The organism is Streptomyces sp. SirexAA-E (assembly GCF_000177195.2).
In the GTDB taxonomy this organism is placed as follows: domain Bacteria; phylum Actinomycetota; class Actinomycetes; order Streptomycetales; family Streptomycetaceae; genus Streptomyces; species Streptomyces flavovirens.
This window is the reverse complement of record NC_015953.1, coordinates 4,558,778-4,577,718: the sequence shown is the minus strand read 5'-3', so window position 1 is coordinate 4,577,718 and position 18,941 is coordinate 4,558,778. Positions and strand designations below refer to the sequence as shown.

Here is an 18,941-nt window from a genome sequence, read left to right as displayed (position 1 = left end):
GGCCCGCCGTCAGCCGAGGAACCGCCCCGCCCCGGCCCGGCGCCAGAGCAGGGCGGCGCCGAAGGACAGCAGCGTCGTGGCCGTCGCCACCCCGACGACGAGGGCGGCGGCGGCCGCGCGGCCCAGGTCGGCCGAGACGAGGGCGTCCGTGAGGACGCCGAGGACCAGCACGTGCACCAGGTACGCCCCGAACGACGCGTCGGCCAGCCGCGTCAGGGCGGGGCGCAGGCGCTCCGGGACCCGCAGCCCGTGCAGGGCGGCCAGGACGCCGAAGCTGAACAGCGCCACGAGCACGTGGGCGTAGGGGATCGCGTAGTGCACCTCGTGCTGGTGGACGACCACCGCCGCCAGGCCCGCCGCGGCGAGCAGCACCCACGGCGGACGCCTCCGCCCGAACGTACCGGCCGGCGCGGCGAGGAGCAGCGCCCCGAGCACCGCGTAGATCAGCTGGTACGGACCGAAGGTCCAGCCGAAGCGCGGGAGTTCACGGCCGGTGACGTCGGCCAGGTCGCCGAGGAGCGACGGGGCCGCCGCCAGGACCAGCAGGACCGCGCCCACGCCCCAGGGGCGTCTGCCCGCCCTGACCAGCACGACGAAGGCCAGGAGCATGATCACGGGGACGTAGGCGTAGAGGTACCAGAGGTGGTAGGCGGGCCGGACCGAGGCGAACACGGCGTCGAGGGCCAGCTCGCCGGCCGGGCCGTCGTCGGTGCCGCGCAGGCGGCCCCACACCAGGTAGGCCGCCGTCCACACCGCGAGCGGCACGACGATCCGCACGACGCGCTGCCGCAGCCGGGCGCCGTCCTTGGGCGGGGCGCCGACCAGGACCACCCAGCCCGCGATGGCGAAGAAGAGCGGGACGGCGAAGCGGCCCGCCGAGTCGGCCACCAGACCGGCCCAGTAGACAGCCGGGCCGTCCGCCGGGGTGCGGTTCGCCGTGTTCACGAACGCCGAGCCCGTGTGGCAGAGGATCACGCCGACGGAGCAGAGCAGCCGGATCAGGTCGATGTCGTACCGGTGTTCCCGCCGGGGCGGGGCCGGGGCGAGGGGCTCGGCGGACGCGGCGGCGGGGGCGGGCGAGGCGGAGGAAGGCATGGTCATCGCAGGCTACGAACGCTCCGACGGCCGGTGAACTCCCTGCGGATGAACACTCGGTTCACCGGGGCGCCCGGACGGTGAAGATCCCGTGCCGCCGGTCCGGGGGCCGGGGATCCGGGTCCCGGGAAGCGGCAGGCCGAAGACCGGGCGCAGCTCGGCGAGGTTGGCCCGGGTGACCTCCCACAGCAGGTCCTGCCGTCCGCGCACGTCGGCCACCGCCGCCGCGTGGTCGTCCAGCACCGCCGCGGCCCGCTCGGTGAGCCGTGCGCCGAGCGCCCGGTCGTGGACGGACACCCCCCAGTCGGGGCGGTCCAGATCGGCGAGGAAGTAGGCGAGTTTGGGGTGCGAGACCAGGCTGATGACCGGGGTGCCGCAGCCGAAGGGAATCATCCCGGCGTGCCCCCGCATCCCGATCACCAGCCGGGTGCGCCGGTAGAGGTCGCGGATCTCGTCGTTGGTCCGGAGGTGGAGCGGTTCCACCGGCAGCGAGGTGCCGTGCTCGCGGCGCAGGTCGTGGACGAAGCGTTCGTCCGCCGGCATGTGGGCGGCGTACCGGACCTCGGCCCGTTCGCCCAGGACGCGCAGGGCGGTGTCCATCTCCGCGAGGAAGTGGCCGTAGTCGTGTCCGAAGCGCAGATTGGCCCGGTCGTAGGCGCAGTTGACCAGCACGGTGTCCTCGCGTGTCACCGGGTCCGTCCAGTCCGCGTCGAGGTGGCGGGCGACAGTGGTGGGGCAGGGCTGGTAGCGGACCCGGTCGCGCAGGGCGGCGGGCAGGAGCTCCCTGACCCGGGCGACGGACCCCTGGTTGCGCAGCCCGAAGAAGGCGGACCGTTCGACCAGCACGCGCAGGCTCCGCGCGAATCTCTCCCGGCGGTAGCGCTGCCCGTCGAAGACGTTGTAGCCGACGGCGAACACCGCCAGCGGGACGGTGATCCCGCGCAGCAGCTCGTCCGGGATGTTCCACTGCCAGCCGCTGTTGCCGTTGGGGGCGGTGTCCGGCAGGAACAGCCCGCCGCCGCCGACGACCACGCCCCGTCGGGCGTTCAGCTCGGCCAGGCCGTCCTCGTCCACCAGCCGGTGCACCGAGCGCGTGTGCCAGAGGTCCGGTCCGGTGCCGGTGGCGAAGCACATCCGTACGGCCTCGGGGAGCACCTTGTCGCCCGCGTTCTCCTGGCCGTCGGCGAACAGCGCGACGTGGGCGAGCTGGTCGCCCGGCTCGGGCCCGGTGGTCTGCCGGGCCGCCGCCGCCACGGGCCTGGTACGCACGTACCAGGCGTGGCAGTTGGTGTCGGACGGGTCCGCGTCCAGGCCGTCGCGCGCGTACCGGTGCGCGTCCTCGGTACGGCCGAGCAGCCAGGCCAGCCGGGCGAGTTGGCCGTAGGCGCGGGCGGCGAAGTCCGGCGACACGGTGGCCAGCAGCAGGTGCGCCTCGGCCTCCTCGTAGCGGGACAGGGCCATCAGGCAGATGCCCAGCGTCTCGTGGCAGCGGGGCAGATCGGGCCGGTCCGCGACGGCGGCGGTCAGCAGGGTGACGGCCTCCTCGTGGCGGCCCTGGGTGCGGTGGACCTCGGCCACCTGACGCACCAGGTCCACCGAGGCGCGGTGGGCGTCGAGCAGCGGGAGGGCGCAGTGCAGGAGCAGTTCCGGGTGCTTGGCGCCGGGCAGGGCGCAGTACGCGGTACGGAACTCCTCGTCGTCCAGCGCGTAACGGTCCCGGGCCTCGTACGCCGGGGCGTGGCCGGCCCTGCCGGTTTCCGCGCCGGTGTCCGTGAAGTGCAGGACGACGGTGGAGGCGGGCACCGGGGTGTCGTCGTACAGCCGGGAGACGAGGAAGTCGTACCGGGAGTCGAGCGGGACGAGCAGGTCCGGCCCCAGGTGCCGGGCCCATCCGTCACCGGCGGTGCCCGGGGCGCCGAGGGGGGTGTCCCGGACATCCTGGCGCTGGATCACCAGCAGCCCGTCGTCGCGCACAAAGCGCCGGCCGTCGGGGCCGGGCTGCGGCACGGCCGCCACCCCGGTGCGCAGCCGGAGCAGCGGTCCCAGCGGGCCGAGTACGACCATGCCGGGATCGAGCACGATCACCGTGTCGTAGTCCTTCGCCGACAGCGCCCACCGGGCCCCGAGGGGGCCCGTGGCTTCGCGCGGGAGCAGCCGGGGATGCAGCCGCCGGGCCGCGTCGAACGCGGTGTCGGGCAGCCCGGGGTGCAGGACGAGGAAGTCCTCGCAGACCTCGGGGTTGGTCAGGGCGAGGCTGCGCAGCAGGACCGGCAGACCGGGCAGCGTACCGGCGTCGACCCGGGTGGCGAAGGCGATCCGCCGCCGGCCGGTGACCGCGCGCCGGTCGTCGCTGTTCGCGGTGCCGCCCGGGCCGGCGGGGTGCGGGGCGGGGGTGCCGACCGGTCCGACGGGGTCCGGGGCGGGGCTGTCGGCGGCGTTCAACGCAGTTCGGTCCTCAGCTCGGTGGCGTCCTCGTGGGCCGTGTGGGCCGTGACCCAGGCCTGTTCCCGGGGCGGCAGCCGGCCCGGCGGCGTGAAGCCGATGAGGTCCAGGCGGTCGGCGGCGTCCAGGAAGTGCAGCAGCCGCAGCACGGTGAAGGCGGTGGTGGTGCGGCCGCCCCAGCCGTCCTCACCGAGCAGCGCGGGGTCGGTCAGCGGACGGCGCAGCGAGGCGTCGCCGATGTGGTCCTGGGCGCCCGGCACGAGCCGCGTACGCAGGGCGCGGCGCCAGTCGGCGAGCGGGTCGCCGAAGACCAGGCGGACGCCCGCGCGCCGCCCCCAGGCGGGCCCGGTCCACGGTGGGTCCCCGCGCAGCGTGACGGCGTGCAGATCGGTGCGCGGGCCCGTGCCGCCGTGCGGGCCGTCGCAGCGCACCACCAGGTCGTAGCCGTCGATGCGCCGGGCGAGCGCGCTGCCGGGCGCCCTTTCCTCCTCGGCGATCCGCGGCGCGCCGGCCACCACGCAGACCGAGCGGCCCTGGATCAGCCGGCGCAGGCCCGGCGCCCCGACCGGCCCGGCGCCGGCCGGCAGCGGGTCGGCCATCCGGTCCCGGTCCAGCAGCCGGCGGAAGGCGGCGTACGAGGCGGTCAGCCTCCGCACCTCGGGGTCGGCCAGTCCCACGCCGCCCGCGGCGGTCCGGCGCCGTACGACGTCGGCGAAGCCGGCCCGCGCCCGGTCGGCCGGTGCGTCGTGCAGGGCCCGCAGCCGGGCGGCGTCCTCGGCTTCGGGCACGAGTGCGGCGGCGCCGTCCAGCAGGGCGCCCAGTTCCCGCAGGGTCTCGATCCGGCGGGTGATCTCGCGTGCCGCCGCCTCGTCCTGCTGGAGCGTCAGGTGGCGCTCGTACATGCGCACGGCCTCGTCCCTGCGGCCGAGCGCGTCCAGTGCCTGCCCGCGCAGCCGCCACGCGCCCTTGGACCGCTCGCGCATCCCGGTCGCCTCCACGGCGAGGGCGAGTGCGAAGCGGGCCCGGTCCTCCCCGCCGGCTTCCAGGGCGTCCCGGCCGGCCCGCAGCACCGCGTCGAACAGCCCCTCCGCACCGGGAGCGCACGCCGTGGTCAGCGTGCCGAGGGAGGCGACCAGGCGGGTGGTCCCGGTGTCCTCGATCGGACCGGCCGCGGCGAGGGCCGCCAGGTGGTCGCCGCACAGCCGCAGCAGGGCGGGCGCGGCCGGCGCCTGTCCCGTGCCGCCCGCCGAAGTGGCTCTGGTCCGTACAGCCTTGAGCAGGCCCGTGAAGGTCTGGCCCATGGTCGATTCCGCCGTTCCGTGATCGGGGACCGTCCGGGGCCCGCGCCCCGGGTCCGGGGTCAGAGTCCGAGGCTGCTGCGCGTACGCCGCACGGTGCGGCGCAGGCGTACGGCCGCTCCGCGTGGTCCGGCGCCGGGAAGCAGGAGCTTCTGGAGGCGGCGGCGCTTGAAGTAGTGCTGGGTGGAGGCGTCCAGGTGGGCGCGCAGCCATGCCTCGGCCTGCGGGCGCAGCCCCGGGTTGAGCCCGGACTGCATGCAGTAGCCGACCGTCCCCACCAGCGGCGCGAGGGTGCCGGGCGCGGTGCCGGGCAGCGCCGGGACGGGCCCGTCGCCCTGCTGGTCCAGGTCGGGCACGAGGTGGTCGACGATGGTGAGCGGGACGCGGTTGCTGTTCTCGTACGGGGTGATGCGGTCCAGCACGAGGCGGGTCCCGACCCGGGCGACGGGGATGCCGTAGTACACGGCGGCGGTGAACATCGCGGTCGAGAAGCAGCCGACGACCAGGGTGGGCGCACACCGCTCGTACAGCGTCTCGGCGAGCAGCGGGCTGTCCAGCGTGGTCAGCCGGACCCCGGCCTCGGCGGCGGCGTCGTCCAGTGCCCGGGAGTAGCGCGCCGGTGCGGTGGGGTGCGGCTTGAAGAGGAGGGAGGTGTGGCCGGCCCGCGCGGCGCCGCGCAGCATGCGCACGTGCAGGTCCTCCTCCTCCTCGGCGGTGAGGATGTCCAGCGCCGCGAGGTACTGCCCGAGCAGGACGGCCGTGGGGGCCTCTTCCTCGGCCTCGGCGAGCCGGGGGTCGCCGTCGGCGGCCCGGGCGATCTCGCCGAGGACCTTGCGGAAGGCGTCGTCCGGGACGAGTTCGGGTGCGACCCCGGCCTCGGCGAGGAGCAGCGGCTTCAGCCCCGGCACGAGGTCCAGGTGCAGCACCCGCTGGATGCGGCAGGCGATCGAGGCGGGGACCTTGTTGCGGGTGGGGCCGTAGCTCATCAGGCCGTCGGCGTAGACGTGCAGGGCGCTCTCCGAGAAGATCGCGGCCAGTGCGCGGGCCGGGTTGACCTGGATGGACTCCACGGCCAGGTCGACCGGGGAGTCGGGGCCGATGCCCCAGGCCAGCCGGAAGGCGCGCTGCCACAGCACGGTCTCCTCGGCGCGCGGGCCCCAGCCGCTGGGGTGGTGCGGGCTGATCGCCTCGTTCCAGTCGACGACCGCGTCGAAGCGGGCGGCGATTCCGCCGTATCCGCGCATCTCCTCCATGCGGAGGGCGGTCTCGGGCACTTCGGCGTTGTTGGAGACGAGCAGGATGCGGTGGCTGTCCCGGCCGGGCCCGAAGTGGCCCGCGTCCAGCGCGGCGGCGACGGTGGCCGCCCCGTACAGGGTGGAGACCTGGAAGATCTGGGTGCGCAGCGTCATGGGTCAGGCGGCCTTCTGCTTGTCGTGCAGGCGCCGGAGCAGGGTGCCGCGCTTGCTGTCCATCATGGTCAGGGTCTTCTCCAGCACCGGTTGCGGCATGCGGTGCAGAGCGGTGGCCGACTCGTGGCGCAGCCGCTTGGCGGTGGCCGGTTCGTAGACGTCGGCCTTCTCGTTGTGGAACGCGATCATCGCGCAGTACGTACGGACCGCCTTGGGCAGCAGGAGTTCCGCGTCCCGGTCCTGTCCGATCTCCTCCAGCAGCGTGTCGTAGGCGGGGAAGAAGTCCAGCTGCCGCGCGTCCTTGATCTGGGTGAGGGAGGTGGCCACCCCACGCCGGTAGAAGACCCCGTGCAGGTTGAGGGCCGCGTAGGTGCGGGCGTGCAGGTGCATCCGCCAGACGAACAGCCGGTCCTCGGCGGTGCGCAGGTCGGTGGCGAAGCGCAGCGCGCCGTCCTCGAAGAGGCGCCGGTGGTAGATCCCCGCCCAGACGAACGGGTAGTCGACCATGGTCTCCCGCTCGGGGACCGCTATCCCCGCGCGGGGATCGAGCACCGTGTTCCGCAGCGGCGCGGGGGCCTGGCGCACCACGCGGCTGGTGCCGGTGGACTGGACGTGGTCGGTGCGGGCGAAGTCGCAGTCCAGTTCCCGCGCGGCGTGCAGCAGCCGGGCCAGATGGCCGGGGGCGTACCAGTCGTCGCCGTCGAGGAAGGTGACGTAGTCGCCGCGGGCCGCGTCGATCCCGCTGTTGCGGGCGGCGGCGATGCCCACGTTGGTGGTGTGCCGGATGACCTCGGCCTGCGGGAGCCGGTCGGCCCAGTGGTCGACGACGGACGGCGTCTCGTCCGTGGAGCAGTCGTCGACCAGCAGGAACTCCACGTCGGGGCCCGCGTTGCGGGCCAGGCTGCCGAGCGCGGTGCCGGCGAAGGCCGCGACATTGTGGAACGGTACGACGACGGACAGTTGGGGCACGCGGGACTCACCTTCGCTCTCGGTCCGCACACGCTAGTGAGTCCCCCCGGGGCGCGGGTGTCCTTGGGCCCGCCGCCCGGTGAACTCTGGGCGTCCACCGGGTGACCGGGCCCGGGGCCCCCGCCGTCCCCGTCACGGGTGCGGGCTCACGCCACCCCGTACCGCGCCTCGATGCCCGCGACGAGGATCCACAGGCCGTCCTCGAAGCGCTCGTCGTATCCGCTGAAGATCTCCGGCCCGGCCGCCGCGACCAGCGGATAGCGCTCCATGCGCGCGGCCCGCTCGGCGATGTCGTACCCCTCGCGCCGCTCGTCCGGCATCGGCCGGACGCCCTGCTCCTCGGTGACGAAGCCCATCGTGTACGCGTTCGCCGTGGTGCCCGCGCGCACGGCCTGCCGCAGGTCGAACCCCGCGTCGATCATCGTGCGCAGATGGGCTTCCAGGCCGGGGGCGTGATCGGTCCCGGTGAAGCGCGCCCCGCTGTAGACCTTCGCCCCGTCGCGGTAGCGCAGCAGCGTGCGGCGCAGCACGCACTGGTAGGAGACGAGCTGGTCCTGCCAGCGGGCGGGGACGGGGGCGGGCGGCTCCTCGTCGAGCATCCGGCGGTACATCACCGTCGCCATCTCGTCGAGCAGTTCCTGCTTGTCCTTGAAGTGCCAGTACAGGGCGGGCGCCTTGACGTCCAGCTCCCTGGCGATGGCGCGCAGGGTCAGCCCGTCGAGGCCCACCTCGTTCAGCAGCCGGAGGGCGGTGTCGGCGACGCGCGCCCGGTCGATCTTCGTCGTTCCCACCTTGACAATTTAACAGCGTTAAGCACACACTCGCCGCCATGGAACTTAACAACGTTAAGGAAACCGGGGTGCTGATCGTCGGCGCGGGCCCCAGCGGCCTGGCGCTCGCCTGCGACCTGGCCCGCCGCGGGGTCCCCGCACAGGTCGTCGAACAGGCACCCGCGCTCTTCCCGGGCTCACGCGGCAAGGGCATCCAGCCGCGCACCCGGGAGGTCCTGGACGACCTGGGGGTGGGCGACGCGGTGCGGGCGTACGGCGGCCCCGCGCCCATCGGCATGACCTGGGAGGACGGCGAGCGCAAAGGCACCTACGACATGTTCCGGCGGGCCGCGCCGACGGAGGCCGAGCCGTACGGCGAACCCTGGCTGATGCCCCAGTGGCGGACCCAGGAGATCCTCTTCGCCCGGCTGCGCGAGCTGGGCGGCGACGTCCTCTTCTCGGCCGCCCTGACGGACCTGGCCCAGGACACCGACGGGGTCACCGCGCAGCTGACGACCGGACCGGTCAGGGCGTCGTACCTGGTCGCGGCCGACGGCGGGCGCTCCACGGTCCGCCGCGCGCTCGGCATCCCGATGGAAGGGGAGACCGTCGACCCCGCCCCCGTGCTGGTCGCCGACGTCCGGATCACCGAGTCCGCACTGGACCGGCTGAACTGGCACTTCTTCATGGGCGACGCCGGCTTCACCACGCTGTGCCCGCTGCCCGGCACGGCGGACTTCCAGCTGGTCGCCCAGTTCAAGGACGGCGCGCCCGACACCACACCCGAGGGCGTACGGGAGCTGGTCGGCGCCCGCACCCATCTGGCCGCCCAGGACGTCACCGAGGTGCGCTGGTCCTCCGACTTCCGGCCGCGCGCCGCACTGGCCGACCGCTTCCGCGCGGGCCGGGTCCTGCTCACGGGCGACGCCGCGCACGTCCACTCCCCGGCCGGCGGCCAGGGCCTCAACACCAGCGTCCAGGACGCGTACAACCTGGGCTGGAAGCTCGGCCAGGTACTGCTGCACGAAGCGCCCGGCACCCTGCTGGACAGCTACGAGCAGGAACGGCGCCCCGTGGCCGCCGCCATGCTCGGCCTGTCGACCCGGATCCACCGGGGCGAACAGGAACGCGGCGCCGCCACCCAGCAGTTGGGCCTCGGCTACCGCGAAGGCCCTCTGTCGCACGGCCGGGCGGGCCTGCTGCACGCCGGCGACCGGGCCCCCGACGGCCCGGCGGGCGACGGCCTCCGCCTCTTCGACGTCTTCCGGGGCCCCCACTTCACCCTGCTCGCCGTCGGACCGCGGACCGCCCTCCCCTACGCGGACCACGCCATGCTGCGCACCCACCGGGCGGACGGCTGCGCGGCCTACGGCACCGGCCTGTTCCTCGTCCGGCCGGACGGCTACATCGGCTGGGCGGGCCCCGACGCCCACGGCCTCGACGCGTACGCCGCCACTATGGGCCTTGACCTCAAGTCCACTTGAGCTCCTACGGTCCGGGGCATGGACTACTCACATGACGACGCCGGACTCGCCCGCCAGCCCATCGGCTACTGGAGCTGGGCCGCCCACGTGGCGACCGTGGGCCACATCCGCGCCGCCCTCGCCGAACACGGACTGACCCAGCCGCCCTGGTGGGTGCTCAACCAACTGGTCGAGGCGGGCGATGCGGGCCGCCCGCGCGCCGAGGTGGTCGCGACGCTCCGCGGCTACCTGGACGTCGGGGACACGCTGGAACCGGAGATCGACACCCTGATCGCCCAGGGGCACGTCACCCAGGACCCCGCCGGCCGCCTGCGGCTGACCGCCGAGGGCCACACCCTGCGCACCGAGGCGTACGAGCGGGTGGGCCGGGCGACCGCGGAGATCCACACGGGCATCCGCGACGAGGAGTTCGTCGCCGCCCTCAAGGTCCTCCAGCGGATGATCCACAACGTGGGCGGCAAGGCCTGGCACCACTGAGAGCCGGGCCCTGCCGTCCCGCTCAGACGCTGCTGAACGTCAGCTTCGCCGCGAACCCGAGGAACAGCACGCCCGCCGCCGACGTGGCCCCCGCCGACAGCCGCTTGCGGCGGCGGAAGGCGGTGGCCAGGCGGGTGCCGCCGAAGATGAGCGTCGAGAGGTACAGGAAGCTGCCGATCTGCAGCAGCGTGCCCAGCAGCAGGAAGGAGAGCGCCGGATAGGCGTATCCGGGGTCGACGAACTGCACGAAGAAGGAGATCAGGAAGAGGATGGCCTTCGGGTTGAACAGGCTGACCACCAGGGCCCGACGGTAGGGGCGCTCCCGCTCCCCCGGTGCCGCCCCCGGTACGGCCCCCGCCCCGTCGCCCTCCGTCAGCTCGGCCACCCGCCGGTGGCGCTCACGCCACATCGTCACGGCGGCCCGCAGCATCCCGACGGCCAGCCAGGTCAGGTAGCCCGCACCGGCGTACTTGACCACGGCGAACAGCAACGGCGTGGTCTGGAGCAGCGAGGCGGCCCCCAGCGCGGACAGTGTCATCAGCACCGTGTCCCCGGTCCACACCCCGGCCGCGGCCACATAACCGGTACGCACTCCGCGCCGGGCGGCGACGGACAGCACGTACAGCGAGTTGGGCCCCGGCAGCAGAATGATGAGCACCAGGCCGGCGAGATAGGTCGGAAGATCGGTGACACCCAGCATGGGGGGAGTGTGGCACGCGGGCGACGCCCGCCGTCCGGGAGGTCCAGGATGTGGCGGATCAGTCCTCGTCGCCGTCCGGCAGCCGGTCCACGACCTCCACGCGATGCCCGGACGGAGAACCGCTGTTCACGAGCCTGCCCGAGGGCGCGGGTGATCGGCGGGGGATCACCCGCGCGGGTGGCCGGTGGCTCAGAACGCGTCCGTCGGGACGTACGTCCCCCAGACCTCCCGCAGCGCGTTGCAGACCTCGCCCACCGTGGCCCGGGCCCTGAGCGCGTCCTTCATCGGATAGAGCACGTTGTCCGTGCCCTCGGCCGCCTTCCGCAGCTGGTCCAGCGCCGCGTCCACCGCGCCCTGGTCGCGTTCGGCGCGCAGCTTCGCCAGCCGGGCCGCCTGCTGGGCCTCGATCGCCGGGTCGACGCGCAGGGGCTCGTACGGCTCCTCCTCGTCGAGGCGGAAGCGGTTGACACCGACGACGACGCGCTCGCCGCTGTCCGTCTCCTGCGCGATGCGGTAGGCGCTGCGCTCGATCTCGCTCTTCTGGAAGCCGCGCTCGATCGCGTTGACCGCGCCGCCCATCTCCTCGACCTTGAGCATCAGTTCCAGGGTCGCGGCCTCGACGTCGTCGGTCATCTTCTCGACCACGTACGAACCCGCGAAGGGGTCCACCGTCGCCGTCACGTCCGTCTCGTACGCCAGGACCTGCTGGGTGCGCAGGGCCAGGCGGGCCGACTTGTCGGTGGGCAGCGCGATGGCCTCGTCGAAGGAGTTGGTGTGCAGCGACTGGGTGCCGCCGAGGACCGCGCCCAGGCCCTGGACCGCGACCCGGACCAGGTTGACCTCGGGCTGCTGGGCGGTGAGCTGGACGCCCGCGGTCTGGGTGTGGAAGCGCAGCATCAGCGACTTGGGGTTCTTCGCGCCGAACTCCTCGCGCATCACCTTCGCCCAGATCCGGCGCGCGGCACGGAACTTGGCGACCTCCTCCAGGATCGTCGTACGGGCGACGAAGAAGAAGGAGAGCCGGGGCGCGAAGTCGTCCACGTCCATGCCGGCGGCGACGGCGGTACGGACGTACTCGATGCCGTCGGCGAGGGTGAAGGCGATCTCCTGCGCGGGCGAGGCCCCGGCCTCCGCCATGTGGTAGCCGGAGATCGAGATCGTGTTCCACTTCGGGATCTCGGCCTTGCAGTACTTGAAGATGTCGGCGATCAGCCGCAGCGAGGGCTTCGGCGGGAAGATGTAGGTGCCGCGGGCGATGTACTCCTTGAGCACGTCGTTCTGGATGGTGCCGGTCAGCCGGTCCGCCGGAACGCCCTGCTCCTCGCCGACGAGTTGGTAGAGCAGCAGGAGAAGGGAGGCGGGCGCGTTGATGGTCATCGAGGTGGAGACCTTGTCCAGCGGGATCCCGCCGAACAGGACGCGCATGTCGTCGATCGAGTCGATCGCGACCCCGACCTTGCCGACCTCGCCACTGGCGATCGGCGCGTCCGAGTCGTGCCCCATCTGGGTCGGCAGGTCGAACGCGACCGAGAGCCCCGCCGTACCGTTGGCGATCAGCTGCTTGTAGCGGGCGTTGGACTCGGTGGCGGTGCCGAAACCGGCGTACTGCCGCATCGTCCACGGCCGGCCCGTGTACATCGTGGGGTAGACACCGCGCGTGAAGGGGTACGCACCCGGCTCGCCCAGCTTCTCCTCGGCCTGCCAGCCGTCGAGCGCGTCCGGCCCGTACACCGGCTCGATGGGCAGTCCCGACTCGGACTCACGCGTCATGTGCTGTGCCTCCCGTTTCACCTACTAGGCGGTAACAACTCTGTTCTGGGACTCTAAGGGCTGTCCCGTGATGCCTGACGCCGCGCGCCCGCCAGGTAACACGGGACAGCGCTTAGCGACGGACTCTAGCGGCGGGCGCCCCACCGGGGAGGGCCGTCCGCTGGGACCTTGCTCACAGCATGAACCACCGCGACGGCCCGGCCGGACTCATCACATCGGGGATTCGGCAACCACGCGGGGTGGGAATCCCGTCTCATGGGAGAGCACGGTGGGACAGCCGAACCAGGGGGCCTGGGCATGGGACCGATTCGTACGAGCAGCCGCGGCGGCCGGACGCGTGCGGCGGCGGCCGCGGCCGTCGGCGTGCTCGCGCTCGCGGCACTGACCGCGGGCTGCCGGGTGGAGCCCGCGGGGGCGGCGGGCACCCCGGCCCCGGTGGAGCCGCCCGCCGCGTCGGCGCGCCCCGCCGACGACGCGAAGCCGGGCGGCGAGCCCACGAGCGCGGCACCGTCGCGGTCCGCCTCCCCGTCGGCGCCCGCCTCCCCTTCCACGCCGCCCGCGACGCCCACGAAGGCGCCGGAGGCTCCCGCCGCACCGGAGCCCGAGGCGCTGATGAAGACCGGCGACAGCAGCGACCGGGTGCGCGAACTCCAGGCCCGGCTGCGCCAGATCGGCCACTTCGACCGCAGCCCCACCGGGTACTACGGGACCACCACGGAGGCGTCCGTACGCTCCTTCCAGGGCAAGCGCGGCCTGCCCCGTACGGGCAGGACCGACACCGTGACCTGGCAGCGGCTGCTGGACATGACCCGCGAGCCGACGGCCGACGAGCTGCGGCCGCCGACCGAGCGCGCGGTGGCGAAGCCGGACCCGCGCTGCATGACGGGCCGGGTGCTGTGCATCAGCAAGAACAGCCGCACCCTGGCGTGGATGATCGACGGCAAGGTCGTCTCGTCGATGGACGTCCGCTTCGGATCGGAGTACACACCCACCCGTGAGGGCGTCTTCGAGGTGTACTGGAAGTCCCGCCACCACGTCTCGACGCTCTACGACTCGCCCATGCCGTACGCCATGTTCTTCAGCGGCGGCCAAGCGGTGCACTACTCCTCGGACTTCGCGGCCCGCGGCTACACCGGCGCCTCGCGCGGCTGCGTCAACGTCCGGGACGAGGCGAAGATCGCGTCGCTCTACGCCCAGGTGAAGGACGGCGACAAGGTCGTCGTCTACCGGTAGGTGCTCCGGATCCACCGGCAGGTGATCCGGGGCGGCCGCCGTTCCGACCGAGGAAAGGGGCGCGGACGGGACCGGGGGAACGTGTCCCGCCCGCGCCGGGTGCGCTGAGCCGAAGGTACGGGGGGAACCCCGGCTCGTCGCGCGGCCGATGACCAGTCGGCACTCTGTACTGCGCCGGGGCACCGAAAAACGTTACCTCCACCACCCCTGGCGGGCGTCTCCCCAGGTCAGCGCGTTTCTACCGCGGGTGCCGAAGGCGTGGGCGCGAGGGAGGACGGCTCCTGGTCCGGTGCGGGGCCCACGGGGTGGAAGACGACCGAGGGGAGCGGCCCGTGGTCGCCGTCCCTCGTGCCCCCGTCGCCGTCCCCGGTGTCCGTACCGCCCTTGCCCCCGCCGTCGTGGTCCAGGAGCCGGTCGCAGAAGCGCTCCATGTTCCGTTCACCGCGGGCCAGTTCGACGAGCCGGCGCCGGTCCTCGCCGCTCAGGGAGTCCTCGCGGTACTTCCGGCAGACCCGGAGCGACTTCTCGTACGCCTCGGCGGCGGAGTCGCCGGGGGTGCCGGAGGAGGGATCCGTGGTCCCGGCGGAGCCGTCGGCCTCGCCCCGCCCGTCCGAGCCGTCCGTGCCGTCCGAAGGGCCGCGCCCGGGCGCCGTGTCGCTCCGGCCGTGGTCGCCGCCACCGCCACCGCCCGCCGGGTCGCCGCCGGTCTCCTCGCCCCCGCTTTCGTGGTCCGCCTCGTCCGGGTCCTGCGGGGTGGCGGTCGGGGTGTCCGCGCCGGACGGGTCCGACGGCCGGAGCGACGGATCGGCGTCGGGCAGATCGGCACCCAGCTCCCTCGGCGAGGCGGGCGTCGAGACGGACGAGGCGGGGACGGGGGCGACATGGCCGCCGAAGGGCGCGGACAGCATGCCCGTACCTCCCGCGACCGCCACCCCGCCGAGCGCGCACCCGGCGAGCGAGACGGCCAGGCCGTAGCGCACCGGGCGGGTCCAGCGCAGACGCCGGGAGGGAGCCGTGCGCGCCGGGCCGATCCGCACGGTGTGCAGGGTGTCCTTCCGTCCGGCGGGCCCGGTGGCACGCGCGGCGCCGTCCCGCTTCCTGGCCGACGCCTCCCGGAACGCTGCCAGCACGGCTTCCTCACCGGGGAGTTCGCCGGTGGACGGGCCGGGGGTGCGCACCGCGCGCAGCGCGGCGTCCAGCCGCCGGGCCCCCGTCCGGTCGTGAGCGCCGTCGGGTTCGGCCCGGTCGCCGCGGAGCAGAGCCTCCGCCGCGTCCGCGTCAAGCCACTCGTCCTGCTCGTCGGCCATCACATGTCCTTCTGCGTCCACGCACGCGAATGCGTCACACCGGCGGACGCCGCCGCGCCGCCTCGCGCGAGGCGCTGCGCGGGTACGGCACCGAGGCCCGCGCCTCCCGCCACGATCCCTTCGTCCGGACCGTTGTCCGTGCCGTTGTCCGGGCCGTTGTCCGTGCCGTTGTCCGGGCCCACCAGCTCCGCCAGCCGCTTCAGCCCACGGTGCGCGGCCGTGCGGACCGCGCCGGGGCGCTTGCCCAGGGTGCGGGCCGCGCTCTTCGCGTCGAGCCCCACGACCACCCGCAGCACGACGGCCTCCGCCTGGTCCTGCGGAAGCTGGGCTATGAGGTCCAGGGTGCGGCCGGTGGCCAGCGCCTCCAGCGCCTCGCCCGCCGTGTCGGACTCGGCCGGCCGGCCCGTCAGCTCGCTCTCGTCCCCGCCGATCGCGGGGCGCCTGCCGCGCATCCGTATGTGGTCGAGCGAGCGGTTGCGTGCGATGCGGGCGGCCCAGCCGCGGAACCGGTCGGCGTCCCCGCTGAACCGGCCCAGGTCACGCGCGATCTGGAGCCACGACTCGGAGGCCACGTCCTCGGCGTCCGGTTCGCCCACCAGCGTCCGTATGTACCCCAACAGCCGTGGGTGCACAGCGCGGTACACAGTACGGAAGGCGTCCTCGTCCCCGTCCTGTGCCGCGAGCACCGCGGCGGTCAGCTCCGCGTCGTCCCCCAGCACTCCCTCAACCCGCCCTGCTGATCCGTAACGCAGCTGGTCATCACTGCCACGCCACTCTGCGTGACTCAGCACGCTACGTGCTCGGACGGTGCCCCGTCCATGACTTGTACAACATGCAACTGTCTCCTGACACAGAGCGGTGTGACAGAAAACGCACCGACGGCGCTGAGTTGAGTACGGGGTCGCGGCGCGACCTCGTGGAAGACGGCCGGGGCCTCTCCTGTGGGGGGTGGCGGCCCCGGTCGTCGTCCCCGTCCACCGCTCGACGGGACATACGCACCCGCGAGGCCGGCGGACGCCTGTCCCGGTCCTCCCCGGTCCTCCCCGGTCCGGACGGTGAGCGGAGCCGCGCCCGCGTCGGCCGGGTGAACCACTGGGCAGCGGGTCAGTGTCCCTGGCGCAGGTGGAGTGGGGCGGCCGTGGGGCCGGGCGTGCCCGTGCGGGCGAAGCCGGACCAGGCGGTGCGCAGGGTGCGGCCGAGCGTATCGACGTCCTGCCACGCGGCGTCCCCGAGCATCGGCGAACCGCGCCACGCGTTCCGGGTGCCCAGGAGCAGCGGCAGTTCGACGCAGTGGGTGGCGCCGAAGGCCGATCCGGCGGGGCGCCAGTCGAGACGGTAGGTGTGCACCCGCGCCCCGGCCCGCGTCAGCTGTGTGCCGAGCTCGCCGAGCGGTTCCTCGTACGTCCGGCGGGTCAGCTCCTCGGCGTCGTCGCCCTCACCGGGGAACGCGGTCATGTCGTCGGCGTTCCAGCCGTACATGACGTCCAGGCCACGGACGTCTCCGTCGAACGGGCCGGGTTCGCCGACCGGGTTGAACGGTGGTTCCAAGGTGCTGCCGGTCCGTTCCTGGTGGGCCACCGCCGTCTTCCGCTGCGCCTCCAGGATCGCGGGCAGCCCGGCGGTGTGCGGGTCCTCCGCGAGGAAACCGGCGAACGCCCGGCCGAGGGCGAGGGCTTCCGGACGAGGGCGGGCCGTGATCGCGAGCGGGGCGCTCTGGAGGATGGCGCGGTGGAAGAGGCCCCGGGCCTCGGGCACCTCCATCAGCATCCGGATGGACAGACCGCCGGCGGACTGCCCGAAGACCGTGACGTTGCCGGGGTCGCCCCCGTACTCAGCGATGTGCGTGCCCACCCAGCGGAGCGCTTCGAGCTGGTCGTACAGGCCGAGGTTGCCTTCACTGACTCCGTCGAGGCAGAGGTATCCGAGCGCTCCGAGGCGGTAGTTGACGGCGACAACCACCACGTCGCCCTGGGCGGCGAGCGCTCCGCCGTCGTACCAGTCCCTGATGCCGGCGCCACTGCTGAACCCGCCGCCGTGGAACCACACCATGACCGGCCGGGCCCCGGCGTCCCGGGCCGGTGTGACGACCGACAGGTTCAGGCAGTCCTCGCCCTGGGGGCGGCTGTCGAGGGGCGGGCCCATCACCGCGTCGAGCCGCGAGGGAAGCTGCGGGCAGATCTCGCCGCTCGACGGGCGCGTGTCCTGGGCCGCCACCGGGCGGGGGCGCGCGAAGCGCTCCGCGGTGGCGTAGCGGATCGGGCCGGTCCGGACCATCGCCGAGCCGTTCATGCGTTACCTCCGTAATCGGCCGGTCCGCCCCTCGTGGAAGGAGCGGGCCGGCGCGCCGCGCGGGGTCCCGGGGCGAACCGTACGCGTGGGACGTACGGGGACGGCGGCCGGGCGCCGGGGCCCCCGCCGTCGTGCGAGCGGTGTTCCGGCGTGTCGTCCGGCCGCACCGGGTCAGACCGGGGAGACGGCCTCGGCGGGGGGCTCGGCCAGGTCGGCAGGCCCGTCGGGCACCACGCGGAACAGTGCGATCGCCCCGCCGAGGCTGATGGCGCACATCACGACGAGGTACCACGTCACACCGGCCGAGGAACCGCCGTCGCCCAGCAGCACGGTGGAGATCATCGGGGCGAGGCCGCCACCGAGGATGGCGCCGGTCTGGAGGATCAGCGAGGAGCCCGAATACCGCACGTGGGCAGGGAAGGTGTCGGCGATGATCCCACCCTGGACACAGTGCGTCACCGGAATGATCAGGCCCATTCCGGCGAGTGCCACGACGGCGAGGACGTTGTTGCCGGTGTCGTACAGCGGGAAGAAGACGGCGCACCACACCAGGATCGCGGCGGAACCGCCGATGAACATCACCCGGCGGCCGTGCCGGTCGGCGAATTTCGTCCACACCGGAATGGTCACGAACCACAGCACGGCGGACGCGGTCACGCCGATGATGAGGAACTGCCGGTCGTAGCCGAGGTTCTTGGTGCCGTAGGACAGGGCGAACACCATGAACACATAGGCGACGGCGGAATTCGCGACGACCGCGAGCAGCGTCAGGCCGAGGCGCTGGAATCCGACCTTGAACGATTCCGCGAGCGGGAACGTGACCACCTCGTCCTGTTCGAGAACCCGGTTGAAGGAGGGGGACTCGGTGACGCGGAGCCGGATCACCAGGCCCACCGCGACGAGGACGAAGCTCAGCAGGAAGGGTATGCGCCAGCCCCATGAGGTGAACGTGTGGTCGCCCATGAGCACGTTGGTGACGAGGAAGATGATGTTGGCCAGCACCAGCCCCGCGGGGGTCCCCATCTGCGGGAACCCGGCGTAGAGGTTCCTCTTGCCCTCCGGGGCGTGCTCCATCGACATCAGCGTCGCGCCCGCGCCCTCACCGCCGAGGCCGATGCCCTGGACGATGCGCAGGAGAACCAGCAGGACCGGCGCCCAGAAACCGATCGAGTCGTAGTTCGGAATGGCGCCGATGAGGGTGGACCCGATTCCCATCATGACGAGGGAGACCACCAGCGTCGCTTTTCGCCCGATGCGGTCCCCGAAATGACCGAAGACCAGACCTCCGAGCGGCCGGGCGACGAAACCGACGGCAAGTGTGCTGAACGCCGCCAGCGTTCCCGCCGTCGGGCTCAGCGAAGGAAAGAACTGTTTGTCGAAGATGAGGGCGGCGGCTGTGCCGTAGAGGAAGAAGTCGTACCACTCCAGTGTGGTGCCGGCCAGCGTCGCGACTGCCGTTCTTCCCGGAGCGGGTGCGGCACCGCCCGCTTTTTCTTCTTGAGACGGATTACTCATGGGGATGACCTATCGCTTGGGCGGCTCGCGGTCTTTCGTCCGGCGAAGCCACTACGGCGGCTGGCGTACATCACGCGTCAACGGTGGATACTCACCCCGTGAGACATGACGCACAAATACCCAATCGCGAATCTGCCATGCCCTGACGGGTATACCGTGCCACCCTTCGGCGGCGGCCGGTCC

General features: G+C 73.2%; 15 protein-coding genes. 3 read left to right on the top strand and 12 right to left on the bottom strand.

All coding sequences use genetic code 11. The annotated features are described in order from the left end of the window. Positions 1 to 9 precede the first annotated feature (9 nt). The 6 genes from SACTE_RS20555 to SACTE_RS20530 form a co-directional block, all read right to left on the bottom strand. Complete coding sequence (locus SACTE_RS20555) at positions 10 to 1,095, bottom strand: acyltransferase (RefSeq protein WP_026359193.1); 1,086 nt, start codon at positions 1,093 to 1,095, stop codon at positions 10 to 12. A gap of 12 nt (positions 1,096 to 1,107) precedes the next feature. Further along, positions 1,108 to 3,537, bottom strand: a complete 2,430-nt coding sequence (locus SACTE_RS20550) for a polysaccharide pyruvyl transferase family protein (RefSeq protein ID WP_014047930.1) — start codon at positions 3,535 to 3,537, stop codon at positions 1,108 to 1,110. Next, positions 3,534 to 4,838: a hypothetical protein gene (locus SACTE_RS20545; RefSeq protein ID WP_014047929.1), complete on the bottom strand. Its 1,305-nt coding sequence runs from the start codon at positions 4,836 to 4,838 to the stop codon at positions 3,534 to 3,536. Before SACTE_RS20545 ends, SACTE_RS20550 begins: the two co-directional genes overlap by 4 nt. Before the next feature lie 59 nt (positions 4,839 to 4,897). Next, on the bottom strand, positions 4,898 to 6,244 hold the full coding sequence (locus tag SACTE_RS20540) for a polysialyltransferase family glycosyltransferase (RefSeq protein WP_014047928.1): 1,347 nt from the start codon (positions 6,242 to 6,244) through the stop codon (positions 4,898 to 4,900). Between the two features lie 3 nt (positions 6,245 to 6,247). Then, positions 6,248 to 7,213, bottom strand: a complete 966-nt coding sequence (locus SACTE_RS20535) for a glycosyltransferase family 2 protein (RefSeq protein ID WP_026359192.1) — start codon at positions 7,211 to 7,213, stop codon at positions 6,248 to 6,250. 146 nt (positions 7,214 to 7,359) lie between these two features. After that, the gene (locus tag SACTE_RS20530) at positions 7,360 to 8,004 is read right to left on the bottom strand and encodes a TetR/AcrR family transcriptional regulator C-terminal domain-containing protein (protein ID WP_014047926.1); all 645 of its coding nucleotides are present in this window, start codon (positions 8,002 to 8,004) and stop codon (positions 7,360 to 7,362) included. Positions 8,005 to 8,042: 38 nt separating this feature from the next. On the opposite strand from SACTE_RS20530, the gene SACTE_RS20525 reads away from it, so the two are divergent. Next, positions 8,043 to 9,467 carry an FAD-dependent monooxygenase gene (locus SACTE_RS20525; RefSeq protein ID WP_014047925.1) on the top strand — a complete coding sequence of 475 codons (1,425 nt, stop codon included), beginning with the start codon at positions 8,043 to 8,045 and terminating at the stop codon, positions 9,465 to 9,467. A gap of 18 nt (positions 9,468 to 9,485) precedes the next feature. Next, on the top strand, positions 9,486 to 9,944 hold the full coding sequence (locus tag SACTE_RS20520) for a MarR family winged helix-turn-helix transcriptional regulator (protein WP_014047924.1): 459 nt from the start codon (positions 9,486 to 9,488) through the stop codon (positions 9,942 to 9,944). A 22-nt stretch (positions 9,945 to 9,966) separates the two neighbouring features. On the opposite strand, the gene leuE is transcribed toward SACTE_RS20520, so the two are convergent. Continuing rightward, positions 9,967 to 10,644 (bottom strand): leucine efflux protein LeuE, encoded by a 678-nt coding sequence (leuE, locus tag SACTE_RS20515; RefSeq protein ID WP_014047923.1) that lies wholly within the window; start codon positions 10,642 to 10,644, stop codon positions 9,967 to 9,969. A 189-nt stretch (positions 10,645 to 10,833) separates the two neighbouring features. Beyond that, positions 10,834 to 12,414, bottom strand: a complete 1,581-nt coding sequence (locus SACTE_RS20510; protein WP_014047922.1) for a methylmalonyl-CoA mutase family protein — start codon at positions 12,412 to 12,414, stop codon at positions 10,834 to 10,836. A gap of 297 nt (positions 12,415 to 12,711) precedes the next feature. On the opposite strand from SACTE_RS20510, the gene SACTE_RS20505 reads away from it, so the two are divergent. Beyond that, positions 12,712 to 13,647, top strand: a complete 936-nt coding sequence (locus tag SACTE_RS20505) for a L,D-transpeptidase family protein (protein WP_014047921.1) — start codon at positions 12,712 to 12,714, stop codon at positions 13,645 to 13,647. Positions 13,648 to 13,874: 227 nt separating this feature from the next. Here the strand turns inward: SACTE_RS20505 and SACTE_RS20500 are convergent, their stop codons facing one another. The 4 genes from SACTE_RS20500 to SACTE_RS20485 form a co-directional block, all read right to left on the bottom strand. Next, a complete protein-coding gene (locus tag SACTE_RS20500) occupies positions 13,875 to 14,954 on the bottom strand; it encodes a hypothetical protein (protein WP_014047920.1) in 1,080 nt (359 codons plus the stop codon). Next, a complete protein-coding gene (locus SACTE_RS20495; RefSeq protein ID WP_014047919.1) occupies positions 14,954 to 15,673 on the bottom strand; it encodes an RNA polymerase sigma factor in 720 nt (239 codons plus the stop codon). Before SACTE_RS20495 ends, SACTE_RS20500 begins: the two co-directional genes overlap by 1 nt. A gap of 385 nt (positions 15,674 to 16,058) precedes the next feature. Next, positions 16,059 to 17,243: a carboxylesterase family protein gene (locus SACTE_RS20490; RefSeq protein ID WP_014047918.1), complete on the bottom strand. Its 1,185-nt coding sequence runs from the start codon at positions 17,241 to 17,243 to the stop codon at positions 16,059 to 16,061. 171 nt (positions 17,244 to 17,414) lie between these two features. Then, on the bottom strand, positions 17,415 to 18,758 hold the full coding sequence (locus SACTE_RS20485; protein WP_014047917.1) for an MFS transporter: 1,344 nt from the start codon (positions 18,756 to 18,758) through the stop codon (positions 17,415 to 17,417). Positions 18,759 to 18,941: the final 183 nt, after the last annotated feature.

Bases quoted from the DNA above. Each gene is read 5' to 3' on its own strand.
- SACTE_RS20555 (WP_026359193.1), bottom strand. From the start codon at position 1,095: ATGCCTTCCTCCGCCTCGCCCGCCCCCGCCGCCGCGTCCGCCGAGCCC.
- SACTE_RS20545 (WP_014047929.1), bottom strand. From the start codon at position 4,838: ATGGGCCAGACCTTCACGGGCCTGCTCAAGGCTGTACGGACCAGAGCC.
- SACTE_RS20540 (WP_014047928.1), bottom strand. From the start codon at position 6,244: ATGACGCTGCGCACCCAGATCTTCCAGGTCTCCACCCTGTACGGGGCG.
- SACTE_RS20525 (WP_014047925.1), top strand. From the start codon at position 8,043: ATGGAACTTAACAACGTTAAGGAAACCGGGGTGCTGATCGTCGGCGCG.
- SACTE_RS20520 (WP_014047924.1), top strand. From the start codon at position 9,486: ATGGACTACTCACATGACGACGCCGGACTCGCCCGCCAGCCCATCGGC.
- leuE (WP_014047923.1), bottom strand. From the start codon at position 10,644: ATGCTGGGTGTCACCGATCTTCCGACCTATCTCGCCGGCCTGGTGCTC.
- SACTE_RS20510 (WP_014047922.1), bottom strand. From the start codon at position 12,414: ATGACGCGTGAGTCCGAGTCGGGACTGCCCATCGAGCCGGTGTACGGG.
- SACTE_RS20505 (WP_014047921.1), top strand. From the start codon at position 12,712: ATGGGACCGATTCGTACGAGCAGCCGCGGCGGCCGGACGCGTGCGGCG.
- SACTE_RS20500 (WP_014047920.1), bottom strand. From the start codon at position 14,954: ATGGCCGACGAGCAGGACGAGTGGCTTGACGCGGACGCGGCGGAGGCT.
- SACTE_RS20490 (WP_014047918.1), bottom strand. From the start codon at position 17,243: ATGAACGGCTCGGCGATGGTCCGGACCGGCCCGATCCGCTACGCCACC.
- SACTE_RS20485 (WP_014047917.1), bottom strand. From the start codon at position 18,758: ATGAGTAATCCGTCTCAAGAAGAAAAAGCGGGCGGTGCCGCACCCGCT.